The organism is Orbaceae bacterium lpD01 (assembly GCA_036251705.1).
Taxonomy (GTDB): Bacteria; Pseudomonadota; Gammaproteobacteria; order Enterobacterales; family Orbaceae; genus Utexia; species Utexia brackfieldae.
Map to the genome: position 1 here is coordinate 1,505,059 of CP133959.1, position 22,791 is coordinate 1,527,849.

Here is a 22,791-nt window from a genome sequence, read left to right on the forward strand (position 1 = left end):
TGATGCTTAATTCAGCGCATAATGTCAATAATAATAGCAATGATATCCGTCATAGCAGTAAATTATCGATTCGTCAGTTAAACTTCTACTATGGTCAGTTTCATGCCTTGAAAAATATCAATCTGGATATTGCCAAGAACAAAGTGACGGCCTTTATTGGTCCGTCTGGTTGTGGTAAGTCGACCTTGTTACGGACCTTTAATCGGATGTATGAGCTCTATCCCGAGCAGCGTGCTGAAGGTGAAATATTGATCGATGGCGAAAATATTCTTACCAGTCAAGAGGATGTCGCCCTGATCCGCGCCCGAATAGGTATGGTATTTCAGAAGCCAACCCCGTTTCCGATGTCGATATATAATAATGTCTCCTTTGGTATTAAACTGTTCGAAAAGCTCTCCAATGCAGAGATAGATGAGCGGGTAGAGTGGGCGCTTAAGAAGGCCGCTTTATGGGATGAAGTCAAAAATAAACTCAACCAAAGTGGTGCCAGTCTGTCGGGTGGTCAGCAGCAGCGCCTTTGTATCGCCAGAGGGATTGCTATTCAGCCAGAGATCTTACTCTTAGATGAACCTTGTTCAGCGCTGGATCCGATTTCAACCGGTAAAATCGAAGAGCTGATTAATGAATTAAAGCAGGATCATACTATTGCAATGGTGACCCATAATATGCAGCAGGCAGCACGCTGCTCTGACTATACCGCTTATATGTATTTGGGGGAGCTGATTGAAGTGGGCGAAACCGAACAGTTATTCTTAAAGCCGACCCAACAAGCAACCGAAGATTATATTACCGGTCGATTTGGCTAATTCAGGACTATTTTTATGGCAAAACATCTTTCATCTCAATTTGACAACGAACTTAACGCGATTTCCGCCCAGATTATGGAATTAGGCGGCATCGTGGAATCACAAATGCACTTTATTACGCTGGTATTAACCCATTTTGATAGTGACATGTCAGCGAAGGTGTTTGAACTGGAGAAAAAAGTCAATGCACTGGAGATCTGTGTTGACCGTAATTTAGTCTCGATGATTGCGCGTCGTCAACCGACCGCGCGCGACTTAAGATTATTGATGGCGATCTCAAAAACCGCCAATAATCTGGAGCGGGTTGGTGATGAGGCGACGAAAATCGCTCGCATGGCCAGTGCCATTATAGAACAAGGCACGGCCAGAAATCTGATTGGTGCCGAACTGCGTTTTATGTCCAATTTAGCCTTAGATCTGCTACATAAAGTGCTCGACGCCTTTGCTCGTTTAGATATTGAAGCTTCCATTCAAATCATGCGGGTAGATAACGATCTGGACGCGGAATTTAATGGTTTCACCCGCAAATTAATGACCTACATGATGGAAGATCCCCGTACTATTTCGCCGTGTCTGGATCTGTTGTTTATCGCTAAAGCACTGGAACGCATCGGCGATCATACTAAGAATATCGCAGAGCTGGTGATCTATATCGTCAAAGGCGAAGATGTCAGACATTCAACCATCGAAGAGATTGAATCGATTACCAAAAATTGCTAGTCACCGTAATCAAAAGATAAACAGTAACTTGATAGACAGGAACATGATTGATAGGAAAGAGGATGGCACGAATTTTAATTGTCGAAGACGAAAGCGCAATCGGTGAACTACTGGCGGTTAATTTAGCCCATGCCGGGTTTGACTATGTGCTGGTCGATAATGCCGATAAAGCGCAACAAGAGATAGATTTGATGTTACCCGATCTGGTGTTGCTCGACTGGATGTTACCGGGATTAAGTGGGATTGCACTGGCTAAACACTGGCGCAGTCATACTCGTACCAGACAGGTACCGATTATTATGCTGACCGCTCGCAGTGAAGAGTTTGATAAAGTAAAAGGGCTCGATGCCGGTGCCGATGATTATGTAGTAAAACCCTTCTCGACTCAAGAGCTATTGGCTCGGATTCGGGCATTATTACGACGTAAATTGCCGGAGGCCAGTGACAGATCAATCTCGCTTGCTGGTTTAACGATTGATCCGGCCCTATGGCAGGTCACTTATCATGATCAGGAAATTAAACTCGGCCCCACCGAATTTAAGCTACTCAACTATTTAATGCAGCATGCGAATAAAGTCCACAGCCGTACCCAGTTACTCAATAAAGTTTGGGGAGAGCATGTGTTTATTGAAGAGCGCACGGTTGATGTGCATATTAAGCGTTTACGTGAAGCACTATCGGTTGTCGAAGCCGCGCATTTAATTGATACAGTGCGCGGCGCGGGATACCGGTTTACTATCTCAAAAATTGCCGCTCATCCAGAGAAGGAATAGCCATTTTGTATAAACTGATGTTAGGTATACTGTTTTATATTGTGATGACGGTGACCATTGAAATGATCTGGGGGAAATATTTAACCACTTCGATTATTGCTTTAATCGGTCTGTTTATGTTGCTGATTGTTATCATCTATTTGGCTAAAAAACAGTTTAAACAGCTGGTGTTATGGCTAAAGCAGGGCGCTGATCCGAATCAAAAACCCCATTTAACCGATGTCTGGCGCGATATTGCCGACTATGTTGTGCGACTATTGAAACAGAAAGCGCGCGAAAATCAGCAAAGTACCGAGCAGCTTAATCAGTTACTCGATGCGATTCAGGTTTCGCCGGATGGTGTGTTGCTATTAGATAAAGAGCACCGTATTGAGTGGTGTAATCACGCCGCCGCCGATTTTTTCCAGCTCGGTGCAGAGTTAGATCTCAAACAGCATATTACTAATTTGATCCGTTTTCCTGAGTTTGTCGCTTATTTAGATCAAAACCGCTATCAGACGCCACTGAAACTGGTGCAAGGACACAATCGGCCGGTATTAAGGATTGAGATTCACCCTTATAATCAGGGGCGCTTACTGCTGCTGGTCAATGATATTACCCAAATTGATAACACTGAGCGTATGCGGCGTAATTTCGTGGCAGATGTTTCTCACGAAATCAGAACCCCCCTGACCGTATTAAGTGGTTTTGTTGAAACGATGCAAACCCTTCCCTTAAATGAAGAAAAGCGTAATCACTATCTCTATTTAATGAAACAGCAAAGCGATCGGATGCTGGCGCTGGTCACCGACTTGTTAACCCTGGCTCGACTTGAAGATAGCCCGCTGCCCCCTACCGAGCAGTGGGTGAATGTGAATATTATTTTTGAACAACTGCAAAATATGATTAAAGAGCTGTCAGCGGGACGCCATCAGATTACACTCAGCCTGATGCAAGATGGCTGGATTGCCGGTGTTGAATCGGAAATCGTCAGTGCCATGGCCAATATCGTGGTGAATGCGATTCGTTATACCGATAGCGGCGGAGAGATTACCATTCAATTTGAGCTTCGACAGGAGGAAGGTATTTTTTCTGTAAAAGATACCGGGCCGGGTATTCCGGCAGAAAAGATAAAAAATTTGACTCAGCGTTTCTATCGTCTGGATAAAAGTCGCTCCCGAGAAACTGGCGGCACCGGTTTAGGTTTATCGATTGTCAAACATATCATGCTCAGACATGATGGCCGTTTAGAGATTCAAAGTGTCGAAGGTAAAGGATCGCTTTTTTGTCTGATTTTTCCGTCTTCGCGCATTCGTCAAGCATAACATAAAAAAACCGGCGCTAGGCCGGTTTACTATGTCGATGCATATTGAGATTAATTCATCACATCTTTTAGCTCATACACTAAGGTATTATCGCTTGATTTCAGGGTTAACTTATCCCCCTCCATCGATACTTTCGCACCATTTACCAGTACTTGACCAATCACATTATCAAGCTGATTGAGCTGCTCGTCAGCACAGAGCATTTTGGTTGAAGCTAAACCAGGGCTGGTGAGTTCACCCTCTTTATAGGTTGCCTGACCGACAAACGAATTACACATTTTTCCGTTAATCGCAAAGTTTTCACCAAATTCGATGTAAGGTCTTAAGCCACTTTCACCCACATCAACGGCGTTACCATTAGCCTGAACTAATTCAAAGCGATGATGCAATAGTGCATCAGGTTTCACTGTTTTATCAGTGTTGCATCCTGCAAGAAGGGTTGCGGCAGCAATAAATACTATAAGTTTTTTCATAAAACCTCCGAATAGGGATAAATTTGCTATAATGGTAAAATACAACAGATGATTCATCTATTTATATTTTTGAAACGACTAATCCTATGCCACATCAAAACCAATTACAACCATTTTTTGCAAAGCTTGACACTGTTGGGCTGATTGAAAAAATCAAATTAAAAAACAGACTTAATCTGTTTGCCAAACAAACGGTCATTGATTCCCTTCAATGGCAAGCCTTTGAACAGCAATTTTCGGCAGCTCAGCAACGCTATCAGCAGCGGGCAGCCAACTGTCCGAATATCACTTATCCGCAAGGCTTACCGGTTGTTGATAAAAAAGCGCAAATCTATCAGGCTATCAAGGACCATCAAGTCGTGATTATTGCTGGTGAAACAGGCTCAGGGAAAACAACCCAAATCCCGAAAATTTGTCTTGAGTTAGGGCGGGGGATAAAAGGCTATATCGGCCATACTCAGCCACGCCGGCTAGCCGCCAGATCCGTTGCCAGCCGAATCGCGGAAGAACTTAACAGTGAGCTGGGTGCGGTCGTCGGTTATAAAGTCCGTTTTCACGATCAAGTTGGCGAGAATGCCCTGATTAAGTTAATGACTGATGGGGTCTTGCTGGCGGAAATCCAACAAGATAAATTGTTGCGCCAGTACGATACCATAATTATCGATGAAGCACATGAGCGTAGTCTGAATATCGATTTTATTCTCGGCTATCTGAAACAAATTTTACCGAAAAGACCAGATTTGAAGGTCATCATCACCTCAGCAACTATTGATCCAGAAAGATTCTCGCAACATTTTAATGATGCGCCGATTATTGAGGTCTCTGGACGAACCTATCCGGTTGAGATTCGTTATCGCGCGGTAAGCGATGTAACCGATCAAGAGAGTACCGATAATGATCAGTTACAAGCCATTATTAATGCGGTTGATGAGCTCTCTTTCGAATCTGCCGATGATATTTTAATTTTCTTAACTGGTGAACGAGAGATTCGCGATGTGGCTGATGCGCTCACCAAACTCAATTTACGTCATACCGAGATTCTGCCGCTGTATGCGCGCTTATCCGCCGGTGAACAGAACCGTATTTTTCAGCCCCATAACGGCCGGCATATTATCTTAGCTACTAATGTGGCGGAAACCTCATTGACCGTGCCTGGCATTAAATATGTCATCGATACCGGACAGGCGCGTATTAGCCGCTATAGTGTGCGAACCAAAGTGCAGCGGTTACCCATCGAACCCATTTCACAAGCCTCGGCTAATCAACGGGCTGGACGCTGTGGTCGAACGTCGGATGGGATCTGTATTCGGCTTTATGATGAGCAGGACTTCTTATCGCGTCCTGAATTTACGCAGCCAGAAATTCTCAGAACCAATTTAGCTTCGGTCATTTTACAAATGACGGCGTTAGGTTTAGGGGATATCGCTGCTTTTCCCTTTGTTGAGGCGCCGGATAAAAGACATATTCAAGATGGTATCCGATTATTAGAAGAGCTGAATGCGGTTGAGTTTAAGCGTCAGCATTATCAATTAACTGAAGTGGGTAAAGCTCTGGCTCAGCTACCGGTTGATCCGCGCTTAGGCCGGATGATTGTTGAAGCTAAAAAATATGGTTGTGTGAAAGAGCTGATGATTGTTACCGCCGCTTTATCTATTCAAGATCCACGTGAAAGACCACTCGATAAGCAGCAAGCTTCCGATGAAAAGCATCGTCGGTTTAGTGATAAAGATTCTGATTTTATGAGCTTGATTAATTTATGGCGTTATCTGCAAACGCAGCAAGCAGAGCTCTCGAGTAACCAATTTCGAAAACTGTGTAAGCAAGAGTATCTTAACTATTTGCGGGTCAGAGAGTGGCAGGATATCTATACTCAGCTGCGTCAAACGGTGAAAGAGCTTAAGTTTGCGATTAATAGTCAGGAGGGGGATTACACGTCGATTCATCTGGCTCTTCTCAGTGGCTTACTTTCCCATGTTGGGATGAAAGAGGTTGATAAACATGAGTTTATTGGTGCGCGCAATATCAAATTTTCGATCTTTCCCAACTCAGGGATCTTTAAAAAACCACCGAAATGGTGTTTAGTGGCTGAATTAGTTGAAACAACCCGCTTATGGGGACGGATTGCGGCTAAAATTGAACCGGAATGGATAGAGCCGCTCGCGCAGCACTTAATAAAACGCAGTTATAGTGAACCGCACTGGTCGAAAGCGCAAGGGACCACTATGGCCAATGAGAAGGTCACCTTGTTTGGCTTACCGATTGTCAATCAAAGACAGGTCAATTATAGTCAAATCGATCCAGTATTAAGTCGTGAGCTGTTTATCCGGCATGCGCTGGTTGAGGGCGACTGGCAGACCAAACATGCTTTTTATAAAAAGAATCTCAGTTTGATTCATGATGTGGAGACCTTAGAACATAAATCACGACGTAAAGATATATTAGTCGATGATCATACGCTGTATGCTTTTTATGATGAGCGTCTTCCAGCGAATATTGTTTCCTCTAGACATTTTGATACCTGGTGGAACAGTCTAAAGTCACAGCAGCCAGATTTGCTTAACTTTGAAAAAATTATGTTGATCAATGAGTCGGCCAATCAAATTAGCCGTCTGGATTATCCTGATTATTGGCAACAAGGCAATTTAAAACTACCACTATCCTATCAATTTGAACCGGGTAGCCAGGCGGATGGTGTTACGGTGCAGGTACCTTTAGCGGTATTAAACCAGTTGAGTGAACAGGGCTTTGAGTGGCAGATACCGGGCTTACGCAAAGATCTAATTATCGCGTTGATTAAATCGTTACCCAAGCCGATCCGTCGTAACTTTGTTCCCGCTCCTGATTATGCACAGGCCTTTCTGGAAAGAGTTACCGCTCTCAGCTTACCGCTACTGGAAGCCTTAGAAAAAGAGTTTCGGCGTATGAGTGGTCTGACGATTGACCGAGAGAGCTGGCAGTGGACGCAAGTGCCTGATTACTTAAAAATCACCTTCCGGGTGATTGATTTGCAGGGAAAAATCTTAGCTGAAAGCAAAGATCTCACGCATTTGAAGCAGTCCTTAAAACAGCAGGTTCAGCAAACTTTATCCAGTGTCGTGCAGGATGAAAAACTGGCGCAACGTGATTTAGTTGACTGGCATTTTGGCACTTTACCGACGGTGTTTCAAGATAAAAAAGGTCAATATACGGTCAAAGCTTATCCTGCTTTAGTGGATAATCAACAATCCGTCAGTATCAAACTTGTTGATACTATAGAGGAGCAGCAGCGTCTGACCTTAGTGGGAATACGTCGTTTATTGCTGTTAAACAGTCCTTCGCCAATTAAGTATTTACATGAAAAACTACCCAATAAATCAAAACTGGGCCTCTATTTTAATCCCTTTGGTAACATTCCTGAACTGATTGATGACTGTATTGCTTGTGCGATTGATCATCTGATCATTGAACAGGGCGGTCTGGTCTGGAATCAGCAGGACTTTGCACGTTTACTCGATTTTGTTAAAGCCAATCTCAATCCGCTGGTGGTTGAGATTGCCCAGCAAGTCGAAAAAATATTAACGCTAAACTTCAATATTAACAAGAAGCTAAAAGGTCGAATAGACTTATCGTTAGCCTTTGCCTTATCGGATATCAAGGCGCAGCTCAGTCATTTAGTCTATAAAGGGTTTGTCACCAAAGTGGGCTATAGCCGATTGGGCGATATCTACCGTTATCTGCAGGCGATTGAAAAACGGTTAGATAAGCTGGCAATTGATCCCAATAAGGATAGGGCGCATATACATAAAATTGAGCAAGTTCAACAAGCTTATCAGCAATTTATGGTGAAACTACCTGACGAAAAACGTCAATTAAAAGAGGTCAATGATATCGGCTGGATGATTGAAGAGTTGCGGGTAAATCTTTTTGCTCAGCAGCTAGGCACCCCTTATCCGATTTCAGATAAACGTATTGTTCAACAAATCGATAATCTGACCAAAATACTCGAAGCACAATAATAAAAAAAGGCGTGACAACACGCCTTTTTCTTTTCGACTAATCTGGTCAATCAATTATTTAAACAGATCGACATAGACGGTTCGCATTGAACCTTTCGTTGCCTGTGCGATACGGGTTATATGGTAATATTTCGCCCCTTTATCAACGGCACGCTGTGCGGCTTGCCGTGTGATTTCACGATCAGAGTTAAAGTTACCTCTGAACTTAATCGAATCAAATGGCACCATTTTGGCTGCAGTAGCATTATTTAACTCATCAATCTTACGGCCATCTGATACAGTGACGCTGTAACGAGAACTACTTGGTGCGGGTACCACTGCAGTTGTTTGTGGTGCCGCTGGCCTTACTACTGCCGGAGCATCTGCTGATGCGACCACTTGACCAGAGTTGGTCTCAGAGGTTGGTTCAACGCCAGCAGTCGTTATTGTTGCAGAAGTCGATAGTGCAGTATTATTTTGAGCAAATTTTTCAGTATACGCCTCTTCATTAAAGGCTGAAGAGGAGTAATAACCCGGTTTTTCAACTTGTAGTGCCGCTGCGCCGCCTTGTGCTAAGGCCTGACGGCCGGCTTCGGAATCATAAGGGATAGCGTCTTCCGGTTGAATCTGACGTACCGCGGCATCTTTTTTGAACAAGTAAGCGGTTATCTCGGTATTACTACCTTTGACTTCAATTTGTCTATCAATATAAAAAGCATAAGCGCCTTTCTCTGCCGCGGCTTTAGCCACGGAGGTATCCACAGCACGTTGATTGAGATAAGAGCCTCTTAATTTAAGAATATCAAACGGTTCAAAACCAATGGCCACTTTTTTGGGATAGACATAAACGCCTTCAAATTGTTCGAAGCTGCTCACACTATCTTCACTCGGTTTTTCTGGCGCATCCGCTTTATATAAGTCCGCATAAACGATGCTCAGCATCTCATTACTGGAGTGTGAATTCATACTTTTAATATAAAAGCCAGTCGCACCTTGTTTATCAGCTAAGCGACTAATATCACGCGCAGCTTGTGCGAAACTATAATAGTGACCTTGAATCGAAATCTCTTTAAAAGGCTGCAGTTGATTTGCCTGCTGCTGGGTAAGTTCTGTTGCAGCGAATAGGGGAGCTGAAGATAAAATTGAGAGTAAACCTACAGTAATCATTGTTTTTTTTAGACTGACCATATCAAATTAACCTTATTATAAGCGAGCCAATCATCAAAAATGACTCTATTTAACGACATTCAACAAATTATATTACTCTAATTCACCGGAAAACTTAATCAGTTCAGGTAGATTTTTTATTAAAATATGTTTACCTTTTACCGCTAAGATATTGAGTTGTTGTAAACGCGTGAAAATGCGACTAATCGTTTCGATCGTCAAGCCTAAATAATTGGCAATATCACTGCGACAAACCGATAACTTGATATTCAATGAGACATGGCCACGCAGTGCATAACGCGTGTAAAGCAAATAGATGAAGCTGGCTAAACGCTCTTCGGCATTTTTTTGTGATAGCATTAAAATCAATTTTTGCTGATTGAGAATCTCTTGACTCATCAGATTAACCATGACATCTCTGACTTGCCCACAATTTGCCATTAAAGACATAAACTCTTCATGCCTGACTTCACACACTGAGGTTTTGGTTAAAGCCTGAATACTGTTGTAGTGCTTTTTCGAACTGATTGCCTCAAAGCCGAGGATGTCGCCCGGGAGATAAAAACCAGTAATTTGCTCAGCACCAGAGCTAGTGACCGCGTAACTTTTCAAACACCCCGAGTGGATAACAAGCAGGTTATTCAACGGTTCGCCAGCTTGCGCAATGATATCATTTTTTTCAAATAGGCGTTTTCGATTCAGAATGGCACAACTATAGTCGTCTTTAAATATAGAGAGGCAGATTGATCCTATACTACATAATTCACAAGGGACAGAGTAACTCGGTGTATAAATGTTTTGCATACAAATCCAATATCATTATTTAATAAAGATTATATTAAACATAAGTTCGAATAAGGATCGATATACATCGACCAGTTAAAAGCCTACGCAGTTTATTTTTGTCAGTAACACAAATCAAGCAATAAAAATTATTTTTTCAATCGACGAATTAATCTTAACGATAAACAGGCAAAGGGCAGCATTGGTTAAGTAAGTATTTACTAAAAGCAGAGATAACACCAACGCAATAATTTAATTACAGATATTATTTAACATAATATACATTATGCGAACTGGTATGCATAATTAAGGCTAAATTCGGGACCTTCAAATTATAATGCGTGTAAATGAAAAAAATCCGTTATTTTCAATCGTCAATAAAGCTCAACACCTGAACTATTGTCTGTTTAACTGACTATTTCTGGTTGTTTTTCAGTAAAATTGTATCCTTAGTATACAAATAGCCAATCAGAATCGTTAAAAAAAATAAAAAGTTAACCAGACTTAATCTGGATATATTTTATTTCTTCCTATAAATTATCGCAGCTAAAAGCCAGTGTATTGCGGTGTTCATGAATTACCGACTTTTATCTCCCTGATGATATTCTGGGTTTTGAGGCAATCATCAGCGCCTAAATACACTTTTCAGAAAAGGCTCAATCATTCGTGTTCATCATGTAAAATGGCTATATCACTTGATGTTAAATGACTCGTTATACTGACTTGTTATAGAAAAATAATCAATTTTGTTAAGCGAAGATTTTGATTCAAACCAAATTACTGATCAACTTTATTTGTTATCTGATTGCCCTTTTCATTATGTTAACGTTATCATTAATAACAACTTTGGCACGAAATTCCCCCTTTAGATGAATAAAATATCTTTATTTTGTCGATGGATAATACTATAATGCAGCCAATTAAACTTTGTAATAACAATAGTTCAGGTTGGTTGCGTTGACTAAAAACATCATGCCCGTTTTAGCTAAGATCACGACAAAGGCGGCAAGCGTCTTTTTAGGCGTATTGTCAACAAAACTCACCCTACTTACTTATAACCAATGCCTAATCGCATTGGTTTTTTGCTTTTTATATCAGGTTTATTTTTTAACTTTAAATCCATTAACTTATTAAAGTAGATATCATTATGAAAAAGACTAAAATTGTTTGTACCATTGGTCCAAAAACTGAATCGAAAGAAGTATTAGCCAAATTACTTGAAGCAGGCATGAATGTCATGCGTTTGAACTTCTCTCATGGCGATTATGCCGAGCATGGCCAACGTATTAAAAACCTTCGCGAAGTGATGCAAGAAACGGGCAGAAAAGCGGCCATTTTACTCGATACCAAAGGCCCTGAAATCCGTACTATCAAATTAGAAGGTGGTAATGACGTTGCGCTTGTTGCTGGTCAAACCTTTACTTTTACAACCGATACCTCTGTTGTCGGTAATCACGATCGCGTCGCAGTAACTTATGCTGGTTTTGCGAAAGATCTTAAACCGGGTAATCGCGTACTAGTCGATGATGGCTTAATTGCCATGGAAGTCAAAGAGGTTAAAGAACATGAAGTGGTTTGTACCGTATTAAACAACGGTGATCTTGGTGAGAATAAAGGTATCAACTTACCTGGCGTATCAATTCAGTTACCTGCTTTAGCCGAAAAAGATAAACAAGATCTGATCTTTGGATGTGAACAAGGCCTTGATTTTATTGCGGCATCATTTATTCGCAAGCGTTCTGATGTTGAACAAATTCGTGCTCACTTAAAAGCACATGGCGGTGAAAACATTCAAATTATCTCTAAAATCGAAAATCAGGAAGGTTTAGATAACTTCGATGAAATTTTAGAAGCATCAGACGGTATCATGGTTGCTCGTGGCGATCTTGGTGTTGAAATCCCGGTTGAAGAAGTTATTTTTGCCCAAAAAATGATGATCAAAAAATGTAATCGTGTTTCAAAACCCGTCATTACGGCAACACAGATGCTTGATTCCATGATCAAAAATCCACGCCCTACTCGTGCTGAAGCCGGTGACGTTGCCAATGCGATTTTAGATGGTACGGATGCGGTAATGTTATCAGGCGAAAGTGCTAAAGGTAAATATCCGTTAGAAGCCGTTACCGTGATGGCAACTATCTGTAAACGTACTGATGTGGTTTTACCCGCTTCATTAGATTTGCATACTTTCGAGAAATTGCGTATTACCGCTGCGGTTTGTTGTGGCGCAGTAGAAATTTCTGAGCGTTTGAATGCAAAATTAATCATCGTTGCAACGCGCAGCGGTAAATCAGCGCGTGAAGTTCGTCGTTACTTCCCAACCGCTAAAGTGATCGCTTTAACCTCGAATCCAAAAACAGCGAATCAGTTAATCTTAACTAAAGGCGTTGAACCTTGCCTGATTGGTGAAATTCAATCAACTGATGATTTCTACCGTTTAGGTAAAGAGTTTGCGTTAGAGAAAGGTTTAGCGGAAACTGGTGATATCGTTGTGATGGTTTCTGGTGCATTAGTCCCAAGCGGCACAACTAACACCACCTCAGTTCACCGTTTATAATTATTTTATTATTTACCGGACAAAAACCAGCAGATTCTGCTGGTTTTTTTATTTAAAGATCAGATAAATTCGGTATACTGATGGTCTTATAAATAATAATAGACAAGGTGAATAAAACAATGAATACCGATAATATTTACCTGAGAAAGGAATTAAGCTGGCTCGCTTTTAATGAGCGAGTCTTACAAGAAGCAGCTGATAAACTTAATCCGCTGATCGAAAGAGTCCGTTTTTTGGGTATTTACGCAAGTAATTTAGATGAGTTTTACAAAGTTCAGTTCGCCAATCTGAAAAGGACGGTGATCATTGAACAAGAACAACGCAATGCCAGTGGCGCAAGTTCGACAAACTCGAGCCAGCTGCTTAAGCAGGTACATCAAAAAGTATTACAAGCCGAACTCCAGTTTGATTCGTTATATAACGAATTGCTGTTAGAGATGGCGCGAAATCAGATTTTTTTAGTCAATGAAAGGCAGCTGACCTCTTATCAGGAGCAGTGGATTAAGCAGTACTTCAAAAAAAATCTTCGTCAATATATCACCCCTATTCTATTAGATAGTTATACCGATCTGATCCAGTTCTTAAAAGATGACCATACTTATCTGGCGGTTGAAATTATCAATAATAATGACACTAAATATGCCTTACTGGAAGTGCCGACCGATAAAGTGTCTCGTTTTGTCTTACTACCTTCAGAGGTCTCAACTAAGAATAAGTCGATAATCTTTTTAGATAACATTTTGCGATACTGTTTAAGCGATATTTTTAAAGTCTTTTTTGATACGACCAATTTAAATGCCTACTCGATCAAAATTACCCGAGACTCGGAGTATGATATCACTTACGAACTCGATGCCAGTATGTTAGATGTCATGTCGTTGGGCTTAAAACAGCGCCTAACCGCTGTGCCGGTGAGATTTTTGTATCAAAAAGATATGCCACGTGAATTAAAAGCCTTACTGATGTCAAAACTGATGATTTCAGAACGTGATGCGGTATCCGGAGGTCGTTATCCGAATTTTAAAGATCTGATGTACTTTCCCTGTATTGGCCGCAGTAATTTAATTAATAAATCACTGCCCAGCTTAACTTATCAAGGGTTTAAGAGTTATCGTAATGCATTTGATGCAATTCGCGAAAAAGATATCTTACTCTACTATCCATATTACTCTTTTGAGCATGTTTTAGAGATCATGCGTCAGGCCTCTTTCGATCCTAACGTCACGACAATCAGAATTAATATCTATCGCGTAGCAAAAGATTCTCGCATCATTAACTCGATGATTAATGCCGCTAATAATGGTAAAAAAGTCACGGTGGTCGTTGAATTACAAGCTCGTTTCGATGAAGAGGCCAATATTCATTGGGCCAAACGATTGACTGAGTCTGGTGTTAAAGTGATCTTCTCACCACCGCGCCTAAAAATTCATGCTAAGCTCTTTTTGATTGATCGTCTCGAAAATGATCAGATTGTACGCTACGCCCATATTGGCTCAGGTAACTTTAATGAAAAAACCGCCCGTGTTTATACTGACTTTTCACTGTTAACCGCCGATAAGAAAATTACCGATGAAGTCAGACGCGTATTTAGCTTTATCGAAGAGCCATATAAACCAGTCAGCTTTAATTATCTGTTGGTTTCTCCGCAAAATACCCGCAATAAACTCTATCAGTTTATTCAGCAAGAGATCGACAATGCCAATTTAGGCTTAAAAGCGGCGATTAATCTTAAACTAAATAATCTCACCGATGAGGAGCTGATCAATAAACTCTATGAAGCCTCCTGCTCCGGCGTGAAAATCAGATTGATCATTCGCGGTATCTGCACCTTGATTCCCAATATGCCCGGTATGAGTGATAATATTTATGTGACCAGTATCGTTGATCGCTTTTTAGAACATGCGCGCGTTTATATGTTTGAAAATATGGGACAGCAAGATACTTATATCTCATCGGCCGATTGGATGCCGAGAAATATCAATAATCGTATCGAAGTTGGCGTTAAAATTCTCGATCCACAGATTAAAAAAACCATCCGTGATATTTTTAATATTCAGACCAGCGATAATGTCAAAGCACGTATTATTGATAAAGAATTAAATAACAACTATGTGCAGCGTAGCAATCGTAAAAAAGTGCGATCACAGAGCGCGATCTATGATTATTTAAAACAGCTTGAACATTTATAATTTCGTCGTAACAGGAAAAGACTCATGACGCTTTCGAGTAATCAAAGCCCAACCTCATTTAATGAATATGCCATTATCGATATGGGCTCAAATAGCTTCCATCTTATTGTGGCCCGAGAAGTCAATCAAACCTTACAAATCATTTATGAATTAAAACATCATGTTCGCTTAGCAACGGGATTGGGACGAGATAATCAACTCGATAAAGCTAGTATTGAAAGAGCAATTCAGTGTTTAGCCCTGTTCTCCGAACGCATCAAACATTTCCCCAAGAAAAATGTTCGTATCGTGGCGACTTATGCCATGCGTCGCGCCAAAAATTATCGTGAACTGCTCAATCAAGCCGCCAGTATATTGCCCTATCCGATTGAGATTATCTCCGGTAAAGAGGAAGCGCGTCTTATCTATTTAGGGGTAACACACAACATCGCCAGAAAAGAGACTAAACTGGTGATCGATATTGGCGGCGGTTCAACTGAAATTGCGATAGGAAAAGGTTTTGAAACCCAATTTGTGGATAGTCGACCGATGGGTTGCGTGACCTATACCGAACGTTTTTTCCCGCATGGTGAGATCCGTGAGTCAGTTTTTCGTCTGGCTCAGTTAACTGCGGCACAAGAGTTAGAAAAACTGACGCCAACGGTCAACTCGTTATCAGCCGACATTGCTTTTGGCACTTCTGGAACGATAAAAGCGGTTCATCAGCTGCTGATCGAAATGGGTGAACTCGATGGCATTATTACTCCGCAAAGATTAAAACTGCTGACGAAAAAAATTCTCAGCTACAAATCGATTCACGATTTTGATTTCAACGCTATTTCGCAGCAACGTAAAGCGCTGATTGTGGCCGGTCTGGCAATTTTAAATGCTCTATTTAATACGCTAGCCATTAGTGAGATACACTATAGTGGTTATGCCTTACGGGAAGGTGTGCTTTATGAGATGCTGGAACATTTTCGTTTCCGCGATGTCCGTCAGCATACGGCAATTTCGTTATCAGAGCAGTACCATGTCGATAAAATTCATGCCCGAAAAGTCCTCAAAATGACCCAGCATTTTTTTAAGCAGTGGCAAGCACAAGCCGCCACTATCGATGAAACAATCGAACCGATACTATATTGGGCGGCGATGTTACATGAGGTCGGTTTAACAATTAACTACTCGGCTATCCATAAGCATTCAGCTTATATTTTGATGAATAGTAATTTACCTGGTTTTAACCAGGAACAGCAACTGTTGTTAGCTACGTTAGTCAGAAATCATCGAAAATCAGTGAAGCATGAGAATATCCCCGATTTCAATCTGTTTAATCGTGAACAGGTCATGACCGCTATTCAATTACTCAGGCTCGCGGTGCTGATTAATAATCAGCGGCAATTAGATTTACCTTTAGACGCCTTTACTATCCACGTTGATAAAGATAAACTAAAACAGTCAGCTTTAGTGATAAGCCAACAAGTCGCAGAAACTAATCAGCTGATCGCTTTAGATTTAAAACAAGAACAGCTTTTTTGGGGGCAAATGGATGATTGGCAACTCTCAGTGGTCATCGGTGATGAGTCGCCTTCTTGATATTAAGGTCGTTATACATGGTGAATAAATCAATATTCTCATATAATCTTCGTCAATTACGATCACAAGCAAAAATGATTTCAACCGATACCCTTGTTGAATTCTCAAAAAAATTGCAAGTGTTACTCGAAAAACGATATGAAGATGAAAGAAAAGCAATACAAGCCATTATAGAACATAATAAAAAAGTCGAAGAATATATTTCGATGTTAAATGCAGATGGGATTGAACCAACTGATCTGGTCAAAAGATTTGCCGGTGTGACGCCTTTTCGAAAACAGCGAAAAACCCGCGCCAAACGAGCAGCTAAATATCGCTATATGGATGAAAATAATCAGCATAAGACCTGGACAGGCCAAGGTCGAATGCCCAAACCGATAAAAATCGCGATTGACCAACAGCATCGCTCGCTCGATGATTTTTTAATCTAAAATATGCCGTTTTATCGCGTCAAGATCTTCCTGGTCAGTTAAGATCTTGACGATAATCATTAAGTATAACTAACTACGGCGCTTACTGGCACGTTTGACATCGGTTGATTTGACGGCTCTGGCGTGCTGCTTAGGATTCTTAACCACTTTAACTTTACTCTTCTCTTCTTGAGATAACTGGACTAAGCCAAGCAGATAATTGACTGAAGTCAAATCGAGTTCTATCCAGCCGCCCCTCGGCAGATTTTTCGGTAGCAAAATATTGCCATAGCGGATACGAATAAGACGACTCACCTGAACATCTATCGCTTCCCACATACGGCGAACTTCGCGGTTACGACCTTCGGTTAACACCACATTAAACCACTGATTAATCCCTTCACCGCCCTGCGCTTTAATGGATTTGAAAGCGGCCCAGCCATCTTCTAACTGAACCCCATTTTGTAATTCAAATAGCTGGGCATCACTGACTTGACCAAATACCCGGACTGAATATTCACGTTCAATCTCATGTCTTGGATGCATTAAACGATTAGCCAGTTCACCATCTGTTGTAAACAGCAGTAGGCCAGAGGTATTAATATCTAAACGGCCAATATTGATCCAACGCGAGTTTTTCAATTTTGGTAAGCGATCGAAAACCGTGGCACGTCCTTCAGGATCATTGCGCGTACAAATTTCACCTTCTGGTTTATAGTAAGCCAGAACCCGACAGATCTCTTTTTCTTTGCTTCTTAATTGAATAACATGACCATCGATTCGAATCTTCGGCTGAAGATTAACATCGATGCGATCGCCTAATTTGGCAATCTTACCATCGACACTCACACGGCCAGCCTCAATCACTGTCTCGAGTTCACGACGTGAACCATGACCTAAATTGGCTAAAACTTTTTGCAACTTTTCGGTATTTACTTTATTCATATATCCTCTCGTTACCTTCACAGGTATCAACTATTTTACGCTAAACTCAATCAATAAGATGATTTAGTCAAATGGCGTGGTATCTCCGCTTCCACGGCGAATGACCACGGGATAATCACCGGTTAAATCAATCACTGATGTCGGTTGCTGTCCAATATAACCGCCATGAATGATGACATCTAATTGATGACCAATACTATCTAAGATCGCTTCAGGATCTGATTGCGCAAATTCATCGCCCGACAAAATCAATGTAGCCGTCATCAACGGTTCATTGAGCGAAGCTAATAAATCCAAGTCAATTTTATTATTCGGTATACGTAGTCCGATCGTTTTCCGCTTTTCATTCATTAAACGGCGAGGCACCTCTTTGGAGGCTTCTAAAATAAAAACATAACAACCAGGTGTATTATTTTTTATCAAACGAAAGGTCGTATTGCTGACATGTGCATATTGAGATAATTCTGATAAATCCCGGCACATTAAGGTTAAATGATGATTTTTATCTAAGTTTCTAATCCGACAAATGGTCTCGAATCCACTTTTATTGTCAAGCAAACAACCTAAAGAGTAACCTGAATCGGTAGGGAAAGCGATAACACCACCACGTTTTAAAATGCCGACAACCTGTTCAAGTAATCTCGGTTGTGGATTATCTGGATGTATATAAAATATCTGACTCATTATAATACCTGCTCTACAACAAACGTTATGACCAGTTATGCCAAATCGGCATCACATTTTCACTTAACGGCATGGTTCGGCCCAGATCTAAGTAACCTTCAATAGCATGAAAATCAGATCCTCGTGAAGCTAAAAAACCATACTCTATGGCATATTTAGCCAGCATGTAAAACTCATCAGCTGACTGCCGACTTTGCGAAACTTCAATCGCATCACCGCCGGCCAATTTAAATTCTGTGAGAAGCTTTTTTAATTTCGTGTTGGTCATATCATATCTGGCCGGATGTGCCAGAACCGCTTGACCGCCAGCAGCATGAATGATCGCAATCGCGGCCTCGATACTTTGCCAACCGGGTGCGATATAAGCTTTCTTACCCTTACCTAAATACTGTTTAAATGCTTTACCGATATCTTTGACCAGGCCGATATCCACTAAATAGCGCGCTAGATGGGCTCTGGAGACAATATCACCCTGCGCGTATTGCAAAGCATGTTCATAAACATTTGCAATGCCGATCTTAGCCAGCTTATCAGATATTTCAATCGCTCTTTGCACTCTAAGCTGGGCTTGGTTATTTAAAAAATTCGTTAATCCATCATGCGTGGTATCAATATTCAAGCCAACAATATGGATATCATAGTTTCGCCAATTGGTCGATATTTCGACACCATTAATCAATGTTAAAGGTAACTGAAAATGACTTATCGCGGCTCGTGCTTCCTCAATACCATTAATACTATCATGATCCGTAATGGCTAAAACATCGACACCATTGGCAACAGCTCGCTGAACAAGTTGCGTAGGACTTAATAAACCATCTGAGGCGGTTGTATGGCTGTGCAGATCATAACATTGCGGATTTTGAAGCATCGATAAAACAACTCTCTTATCATAATAATATTTATTTCAATATTTGTGCTTATGTTTTAGCACACGAACGTGTAATATAACACATAATATTCATTATCAATAATTAGGGACCTTATGAATAACAAAATTACGCTAGCGCAAGCAGAGACCATTGAAGTTATCGAAGAATTACTGGCTGATGGTAGTGATCCTGATGCACTTTATCTCATCGAACATCACCTCTCATCAACTGACTTTGATGCATTAGAGAAATTAGCCATTGATGCTTTTAAACTGGGCTATGAAGCAACCGATCCCGAAGAGTTTCTCGATGATGACGAAAATATGATTCTGACCTGCGACATTGTATCAGAAATTCCACTTGATGCCGATCTCATTAATCAACAGATCGCACAAATTATTGAGTTAGCTGAAAAATACCAGGCAACTTATGATGGTTGGGGAACCTACTTTGAAGGTGACGAAGAAGAAGAAGATTTTGAAGAAGATGAGGTGCTGCACTAATCTGTGATTGTGATGAATTAAACAGAGGCATCTGCTGCAAGTTATTTTATTCGCCATATGTGACAGCGTCACATAAAAAGTTTCAATCACTGCTTGAATGCCGCTTTTATACAAAAAAGGTCTCGTTATTAACTCAAACGGGACCTTTTTTATTAAAGCTAATATTAGTGTGTATCTAAGTGACTAAAACTTTTAATCAGATCATCAATCGCTTTCATTTGTACTAAAAATGGTTCAAGTTTATCTAAAGGTAAAGCCGATGGACCATCACATTTGGCTTCAGCTGGATTAGGATGAGATTCTAAAAACAGTCCAGCAATCCCAACTGCCATACCGGCGCGTGCTAATTCAGCTACTTGTGAACGACGTCCGCCAGATGCTGCGCCCATCGGATCCCGGCATTGTAAAGCGTGTGTCACATCAAAAATCACCGGTGAACCTTGGCTTGCCTGTTTCATCACATTGATGCCAAGCATATCCACAACCAGATTATCATAACCAAAGCAGCTACCACGTTCACAGAGAATAATCTGATCGTTGCCAGCCTCTTTAAATTTTTCAACAATATTACCCATTTGAGCTGGACTGATAAACTGCGGTTTTTTCACATTGATAACCGCGCCCGATTTAGCCATTGCGACCACTAAATCGGTCTGTCTGGCTAAAAAGGCTGGCAACTGAATCACATCGACCACTTCAGCTGCAGGTTTAACCTGCTCTTCGGTATGCACATCCGTAATAATTTTGACCCCAAAGATATTTTTCAACTCTTGAAAAATCTTTAATCCCTCTTCCAGACCAGGACCACGATAAGAGTGTACAGAAGAACGATTAGCTTTATCAAAAGAGGCTTTAAATACATAAGGAATGGCTAATTTGTCTGTTACTTTGACATACTGTTCACAAGCTCGCATCGCTAAGTCGCGAGATTCAAGCACATTAATGCCAGCAAACAGGACAAATGGTAAGTCATTTGCTACTTGAATATCACCTATTTTAACCACTTTTTGTTTCATAAAGCTCACCGCCTTTGTTGATTTGTTGTTCGGTATTATTGATTCATATTGATTGATAATGGATTAATCTTGACTAGGGTTTAAACCAACGACCTAATGTCACCCTATCATTACCACTATAATCGGTATAAGTATTGACCAGCTGGAACCCCTGCTGTTTAAAAATCGTTCTGACCGCTTCACCTTGTTGCCAGCCATGTTCAATAATCAGCCAGCCGTACTGTTTAAGATGCTTGGGGGCTTGTTGAATAATCTGCTTGATATCTGAAAGACCATTATCGGCAGCAATCAGGGCACTTAACGGCTCAAATCTGACATCACCCATGGATAAATGAGGATCGGCTGGATCAATATAAGGCGGATTGCTGACAATCATGGTAAAGGTTCTATTTTTAACTGGTTTAAACCAGTCACCTTGTAGAAAATAGATATTTTCAATACTAAAGCGACTGGCATTGGATTGAGCCAGTTTAACCGCATCAACATTATAATCAATGGCGGTAAGTAAACAGTCTGGCCGCTCAGTGGCTAAAGCGATAGCGATAGCCCCCGTGCCGGTACCCAAATCGAGAATTTCACAAGGCTCTTTCGGTAAATGATCTAACGCCAGTTCGACCAGTTTTTCAGTATCTGGCCGAGGAATTAAGGTCGAAAAACCCACATCTAACGGTAAAGACCAGAACTCTTTTACCCCGGTAATATAAGCGATAGGTTCGCCATTTTTACGGCGTTCTAAACACGCATTCAAACGAATGACTTCTTCATCGGTCAACACGGTTTCACTAAATGCCATTAAAAAAGTTCGTGTTTTCTGCGTAATAAACCCGAGAATAATTTCAGCATCCCGCTTGGGACTGTCGTGTCCTTTTAGGTATAACGTCGCCGCTTTAAGCCATTCTAAATAGGTCATTCATCTTGTTCCGATAAAGCGGCAAGTTGATCAGCTTGATACTCTTGAATGATTGGATCAATTAACATCTCTAATTTACCTTCCATCACTTCATCAAGACGATATATAGTCAGATTGATACGATGATCAGTGACTCGACCCTGCGGATAGTTATACGTACGAATACGATCGGAACGATCGCCTGAACCTAATAAATTACGACGCTCAGAAGCTTCTTGTTGTTGACGTTTTTGTTTCTCCGCATCCTGAATACGCGCAGCTAGCACCGACATGGCTTTCGCTTTGTTTTTATGTTGTGAACGTTCGTCCTGACACTCAACCACAATGCCAGTTGGAATATGCGTAATTCGAATCGCTGAATCGGTTGTATTAACATGCTGACCACCCGCGCCCGAAGAGCGGAATGTATCGATACGTAAATCAGCAGGATTAATCTCCGGCAATTCAGCTTCCGGAATTTCAGGTAGTATAGCTATCGTACACGCGGAAGTATGGATACGTCCTTGTGACTCAGTATCGGGAACACGCTGCACACGATGTCCACCAGATTCAAATTTCAAATGGCCATAAGCACCCTCGCCAGATACCAATATAATGATCTCTTTATAACCACCGTGTTCACCATCACTGGCACTGATCACCTCAACTCGCCAGCGTTTACCTTCCGCATAACGAGAGTACATACGAAATAAGTCACCGGCAAAAATGGCCGCCTCATCCCCGCCGGTTCCGGCTCTAATTTCCAGAAAACAGTTACGATCATCATTAGGATCTTTTGGTAAGAGCAACAACTGTAAGTTATTGGCTAATTCAAGTTCAGCTGATTTAGCTTGTTCAAGCTCTTCCTGCGCCATTTCGCTCATCTCAGGGTCGGCCAGCATCATCTGCGCAGTTTCAATATCTTCTTGAGTCTGTTTCCAGTCACTAAAACATTTTACGACATCGGTTAATTGTGCATACTCTTTTGAAAGCGCACGAAAACGATTTTGATCGGAAATAATACTGGGATCAGATAACAGCGCTTGAACCTCTTCATAACGCTCTTTTAATGTTTCTAATTTTACTATAATAGATGGTTTCATGTAATATTTTGCCTAAACTCTAATCTGTTGAATGGTCTTAAAAAACATTTG

Annotated in this window: 19 protein-coding genes; 10 read left to right on the plus strand and 9 right to left on the minus strand. The window is 41.1% G+C overall.

The features are described from left to right. The first annotated feature begins 2 nt into the window (after window positions 1–2). From pstB to phoR, 4 genes are read left to right on the plus strand one after another with little or no spacing between them, the layout of a single operon-like run. Window positions 3–806: a phosphate ABC transporter ATP-binding protein PstB gene (gene pstB, locus RHO15_06775; GenBank protein ID WVD63182.1), complete on the plus strand. Its 804-nt coding sequence runs from the start codon at window positions 3–5 to the stop codon at window positions 804–806. Between the two features lie 15 nt (window positions 807–821). Continuing rightward, the gene (gene phoU, locus RHO15_06780; GenBank protein ID WVD63183.1) at window positions 822–1,526 is read left to right on the plus strand and encodes a phosphate signaling complex protein PhoU; all 705 of its coding nucleotides are present in this window, start codon (window positions 822–824) and stop codon (window positions 1,524–1,526) included. A 47-nt stretch (window positions 1,527–1,573) separates the two neighbouring features. Beyond that, window positions 1,574–2,299, plus strand: a complete 726-nt coding sequence (phoB, locus tag RHO15_06785) for a phosphate regulon transcriptional regulator PhoB (GenBank protein WVD63184.1) — start codon at window positions 1,574–1,576, stop codon at window positions 2,297–2,299. 5 nt (window positions 2,300–2,304) lie between these two features. Next, window positions 2,305–3,603 (plus strand): phosphate regulon sensor histidine kinase PhoR, encoded by a 1,299-nt coding sequence (gene phoR, locus RHO15_06790; protein WVD63185.1) that lies wholly within the window; start codon window positions 2,305–2,307, stop codon window positions 3,601–3,603. Window positions 3,604–3,653: 50 nt separating this feature from the next. Here phoR and RHO15_06795 read toward each other — a convergent pair whose 3' ends face one another. After that, window positions 3,654–4,076, minus strand: coding sequence for an META domain-containing protein (locus RHO15_06795; protein ID WVD63186.1), 423 nt, complete (start codon window positions 4,074–4,076; stop codon window positions 3,654–3,656). Between the two features lie 86 nt (window positions 4,077–4,162). Here RHO15_06795 and hrpA point away from each other — a divergent pair, with 86 nt between their 5' ends. Further along, on the plus strand, window positions 4,163–8,071 hold the full coding sequence (gene hrpA / locus RHO15_06800) for an ATP-dependent RNA helicase HrpA (protein ID WVD63187.1): 3,909 nt from the start codon (window positions 4,163–4,165) through the stop codon (window positions 8,069–8,071). A gap of 54 nt (window positions 8,072–8,125) precedes the next feature. On the opposite strand, the gene RHO15_06805 is transcribed toward hrpA, so the two are convergent. Further along, window positions 8,126–9,238, minus strand: coding sequence for a DUF1471 domain-containing protein (locus tag RHO15_06805; GenBank protein ID WVD63188.1), 1,113 nt, complete (start codon window positions 9,236–9,238; stop codon window positions 8,126–8,128). Window positions 9,239–9,310: 72 nt separating this feature from the next. Further along, window positions 9,311–10,021: a cyclic nucleotide-binding domain-containing protein gene (locus tag RHO15_06810; protein WVD63189.1), complete on the minus strand. Its 711-nt coding sequence runs from the start codon at window positions 10,019–10,021 to the stop codon at window positions 9,311–9,313. A gap of 1,126 nt (window positions 10,022–11,147) precedes the next feature. Between RHO15_06810 and pykF the strand changes: the two genes are divergently transcribed. The 4 genes from pykF to RHO15_06830 all read left to right on the plus strand — a co-directional run bounded on the left by pykF (window position 11,148) and on the right by RHO15_06830 (window position 16,749). Continuing rightward, complete coding sequence (gene pykF, locus RHO15_06815; GenBank protein ID WVD63190.1) at window positions 11,148–12,557, plus strand: pyruvate kinase PykF; 1,410 nt, start codon at window positions 11,148–11,150, stop codon at window positions 12,555–12,557. A gap of 119 nt (window positions 12,558–12,676) precedes the next feature. Further along, window positions 12,677–14,746, plus strand: coding sequence for a polyphosphate kinase 1 (gene ppk1 / locus RHO15_06820; GenBank protein WVD63191.1), 2,070 nt, complete (start codon window positions 12,677–12,679; stop codon window positions 14,744–14,746). A 24-nt stretch (window positions 14,747–14,770) separates the two neighbouring features. Next, window positions 14,771–16,318, plus strand: a complete 1,548-nt coding sequence (gene ppx / locus RHO15_06825; protein ID WVD63192.1) for an exopolyphosphatase — start codon at window positions 14,771–14,773, stop codon at window positions 16,316–16,318. Window positions 16,319–16,335: 17 nt separating this feature from the next. Further along, window positions 16,336–16,749: an H-NS family nucleoid-associated regulatory protein gene (locus RHO15_06830; GenBank protein WVD63193.1), complete on the plus strand. Its 414-nt coding sequence runs from the start codon at window positions 16,336–16,338 to the stop codon at window positions 16,747–16,749. 69 nt (window positions 16,750–16,818) lie between these two features. On the opposite strand, the gene rluB is transcribed toward RHO15_06830, so the two are convergent. The 3 genes from rluB to RHO15_06845 all read right to left on the minus strand — a co-directional run bounded on the left by rluB (window position 16,819) and on the right by RHO15_06845 (window position 19,228). Further along, a complete protein-coding gene (gene rluB, locus RHO15_06835) occupies window positions 16,819–17,673 on the minus strand; it encodes a 23S rRNA pseudouridine(2605) synthase RluB (protein ID WVD63194.1) in 855 nt (284 codons plus the stop codon). A gap of 63 nt (window positions 17,674–17,736) precedes the next feature. Further along, window positions 17,737–18,357 carry an L-threonylcarbamoyladenylate synthase gene (locus RHO15_06840; GenBank protein WVD63195.1) on the minus strand — a complete coding sequence of 207 codons (621 nt, stop codon included), beginning with the start codon at window positions 18,355–18,357 and terminating at the stop codon, window positions 17,737–17,739. Between the two features lie 25 nt (window positions 18,358–18,382). Beyond that, entirely contained in the window at window positions 18,383–19,228 is an 846-nt protein-coding gene (locus RHO15_06845; protein ID WVD63196.1) for a PHP domain-containing protein, read from the minus strand. Between the two features lie 114 nt (window positions 19,229–19,342). On the opposite strand from RHO15_06845, the gene rraB reads away from it, so the two are divergent. Further along, on the plus strand, window positions 19,343–19,732 hold the full coding sequence (gene rraB / locus RHO15_06850) for a ribonuclease E inhibitor RraB (GenBank protein ID WVD63197.1): 390 nt from the start codon (window positions 19,343–19,345) through the stop codon (window positions 19,730–19,732). A gap of 164 nt (window positions 19,733–19,896) precedes the next feature. Here the strand turns inward: rraB and kdsA are convergent, their stop codons facing one another. From kdsA to prfA, 3 genes are all read right to left on the minus strand, one after another. After that, window positions 19,897–20,748 carry a 3-deoxy-8-phosphooctulonate synthase gene (kdsA, locus tag RHO15_06855; protein WVD63198.1) on the minus strand — a complete coding sequence of 284 codons (852 nt, stop codon included), beginning with the start codon at window positions 20,746–20,748 and terminating at the stop codon, window positions 19,897–19,899. A 73-nt stretch (window positions 20,749–20,821) separates the two neighbouring features. Then, window positions 20,822–21,658: a peptide chain release factor N(5)-glutamine methyltransferase gene (prmC, locus tag RHO15_06860; GenBank protein ID WVD63199.1), complete on the minus strand. Its 837-nt coding sequence runs from the start codon at window positions 21,656–21,658 to the stop codon at window positions 20,822–20,824. Further along, window positions 21,655–22,740 (minus strand): peptide chain release factor 1, encoded by a 1,086-nt coding sequence (gene prfA / locus RHO15_06865; GenBank protein WVD63200.1) that lies wholly within the window; start codon window positions 22,738–22,740, stop codon window positions 21,655–21,657. Before prfA ends, prmC begins: the two co-directional genes overlap by 4 nt. Between the last annotated feature and the right edge of the window lie 51 nt (window positions 22,741–22,791).

Excerpts from the sequence above, each read along its gene's own strand:
- pstB (WVD63182.1), top strand. The coding sequence starts at position 3 with ATGCTTAATTCAGCGCATAATGTCAATAATAATAGCAATGATATCCGT.
- phoU (WVD63183.1), top strand. The coding sequence starts at position 822 with ATGGCAAAACATCTTTCATCTCAATTTGACAACGAACTTAACGCGATT.
- RHO15_06795 (WVD63186.1), bottom strand. The coding sequence starts at position 4,076 with ATGAAAAAACTTATAGTATTTATTGCTGCCGCAACCCTTCTTGCAGGA.
- hrpA (WVD63187.1), top strand. The coding sequence starts at position 4,163 with ATGCCACATCAAAACCAATTACAACCATTTTTTGCAAAGCTTGACACT.
- RHO15_06805 (WVD63188.1), bottom strand. The coding sequence starts at position 9,238 with ATGGTCAGTCTAAAAAAAACAATGATTACTGTAGGTTTACTCTCAATT.
- RHO15_06810 (WVD63189.1), bottom strand. The coding sequence starts at position 10,021 with ATGCAAAACATTTATACACCGAGTTACTCTGTCCCTTGTGAATTATGT.
- pykF (WVD63190.1), top strand. The coding sequence starts at position 11,148 with ATGAAAAAGACTAAAATTGTTTGTACCATTGGTCCAAAAACTGAATCG.
- ppk1 (WVD63191.1), top strand. The coding sequence starts at position 12,677 with ATGAATACCGATAATATTTACCTGAGAAAGGAATTAAGCTGGCTCGCT.
- ppx (WVD63192.1), top strand. The coding sequence starts at position 14,771 with ATGACGCTTTCGAGTAATCAAAGCCCAACCTCATTTAATGAATATGCC.
- RHO15_06830 (WVD63193.1), top strand. The coding sequence starts at position 16,336 with ATGGTGAATAAATCAATATTCTCATATAATCTTCGTCAATTACGATCA.
- rluB (WVD63194.1), bottom strand. The coding sequence starts at position 17,673 with ATGAATAAAGTAAATACCGAAAAGTTGCAAAAAGTTTTAGCCAATTTA.
- RHO15_06840 (WVD63195.1), bottom strand. The coding sequence starts at position 18,357 with ATGAGTCAGATATTTTATATACATCCAGATAATCCACAACCGAGATTA.
- RHO15_06845 (WVD63196.1), bottom strand. The coding sequence starts at position 19,228 with ATGCTTCAAAATCCGCAATGTTATGATCTGCACAGCCATACAACCGCC.
- rraB (WVD63197.1), top strand. The coding sequence starts at position 19,343 with ATGAATAACAAAATTACGCTAGCGCAAGCAGAGACCATTGAAGTTATC.
- kdsA (WVD63198.1), bottom strand. The coding sequence starts at position 20,748 with ATGAAACAAAAAGTGGTTAAAATAGGTGATATTCAAGTAGCAAATGAC.
- prmC (WVD63199.1), bottom strand. The coding sequence starts at position 21,658 with ATGACCTATTTAGAATGGCTTAAAGCGGCGACGTTATACCTAAAAGGA.
- prfA (WVD63200.1), bottom strand. The coding sequence starts at position 22,740 with ATGAAACCATCTATTATAGTAAAATTAGAAACATTAAAAGAGCGTTAT.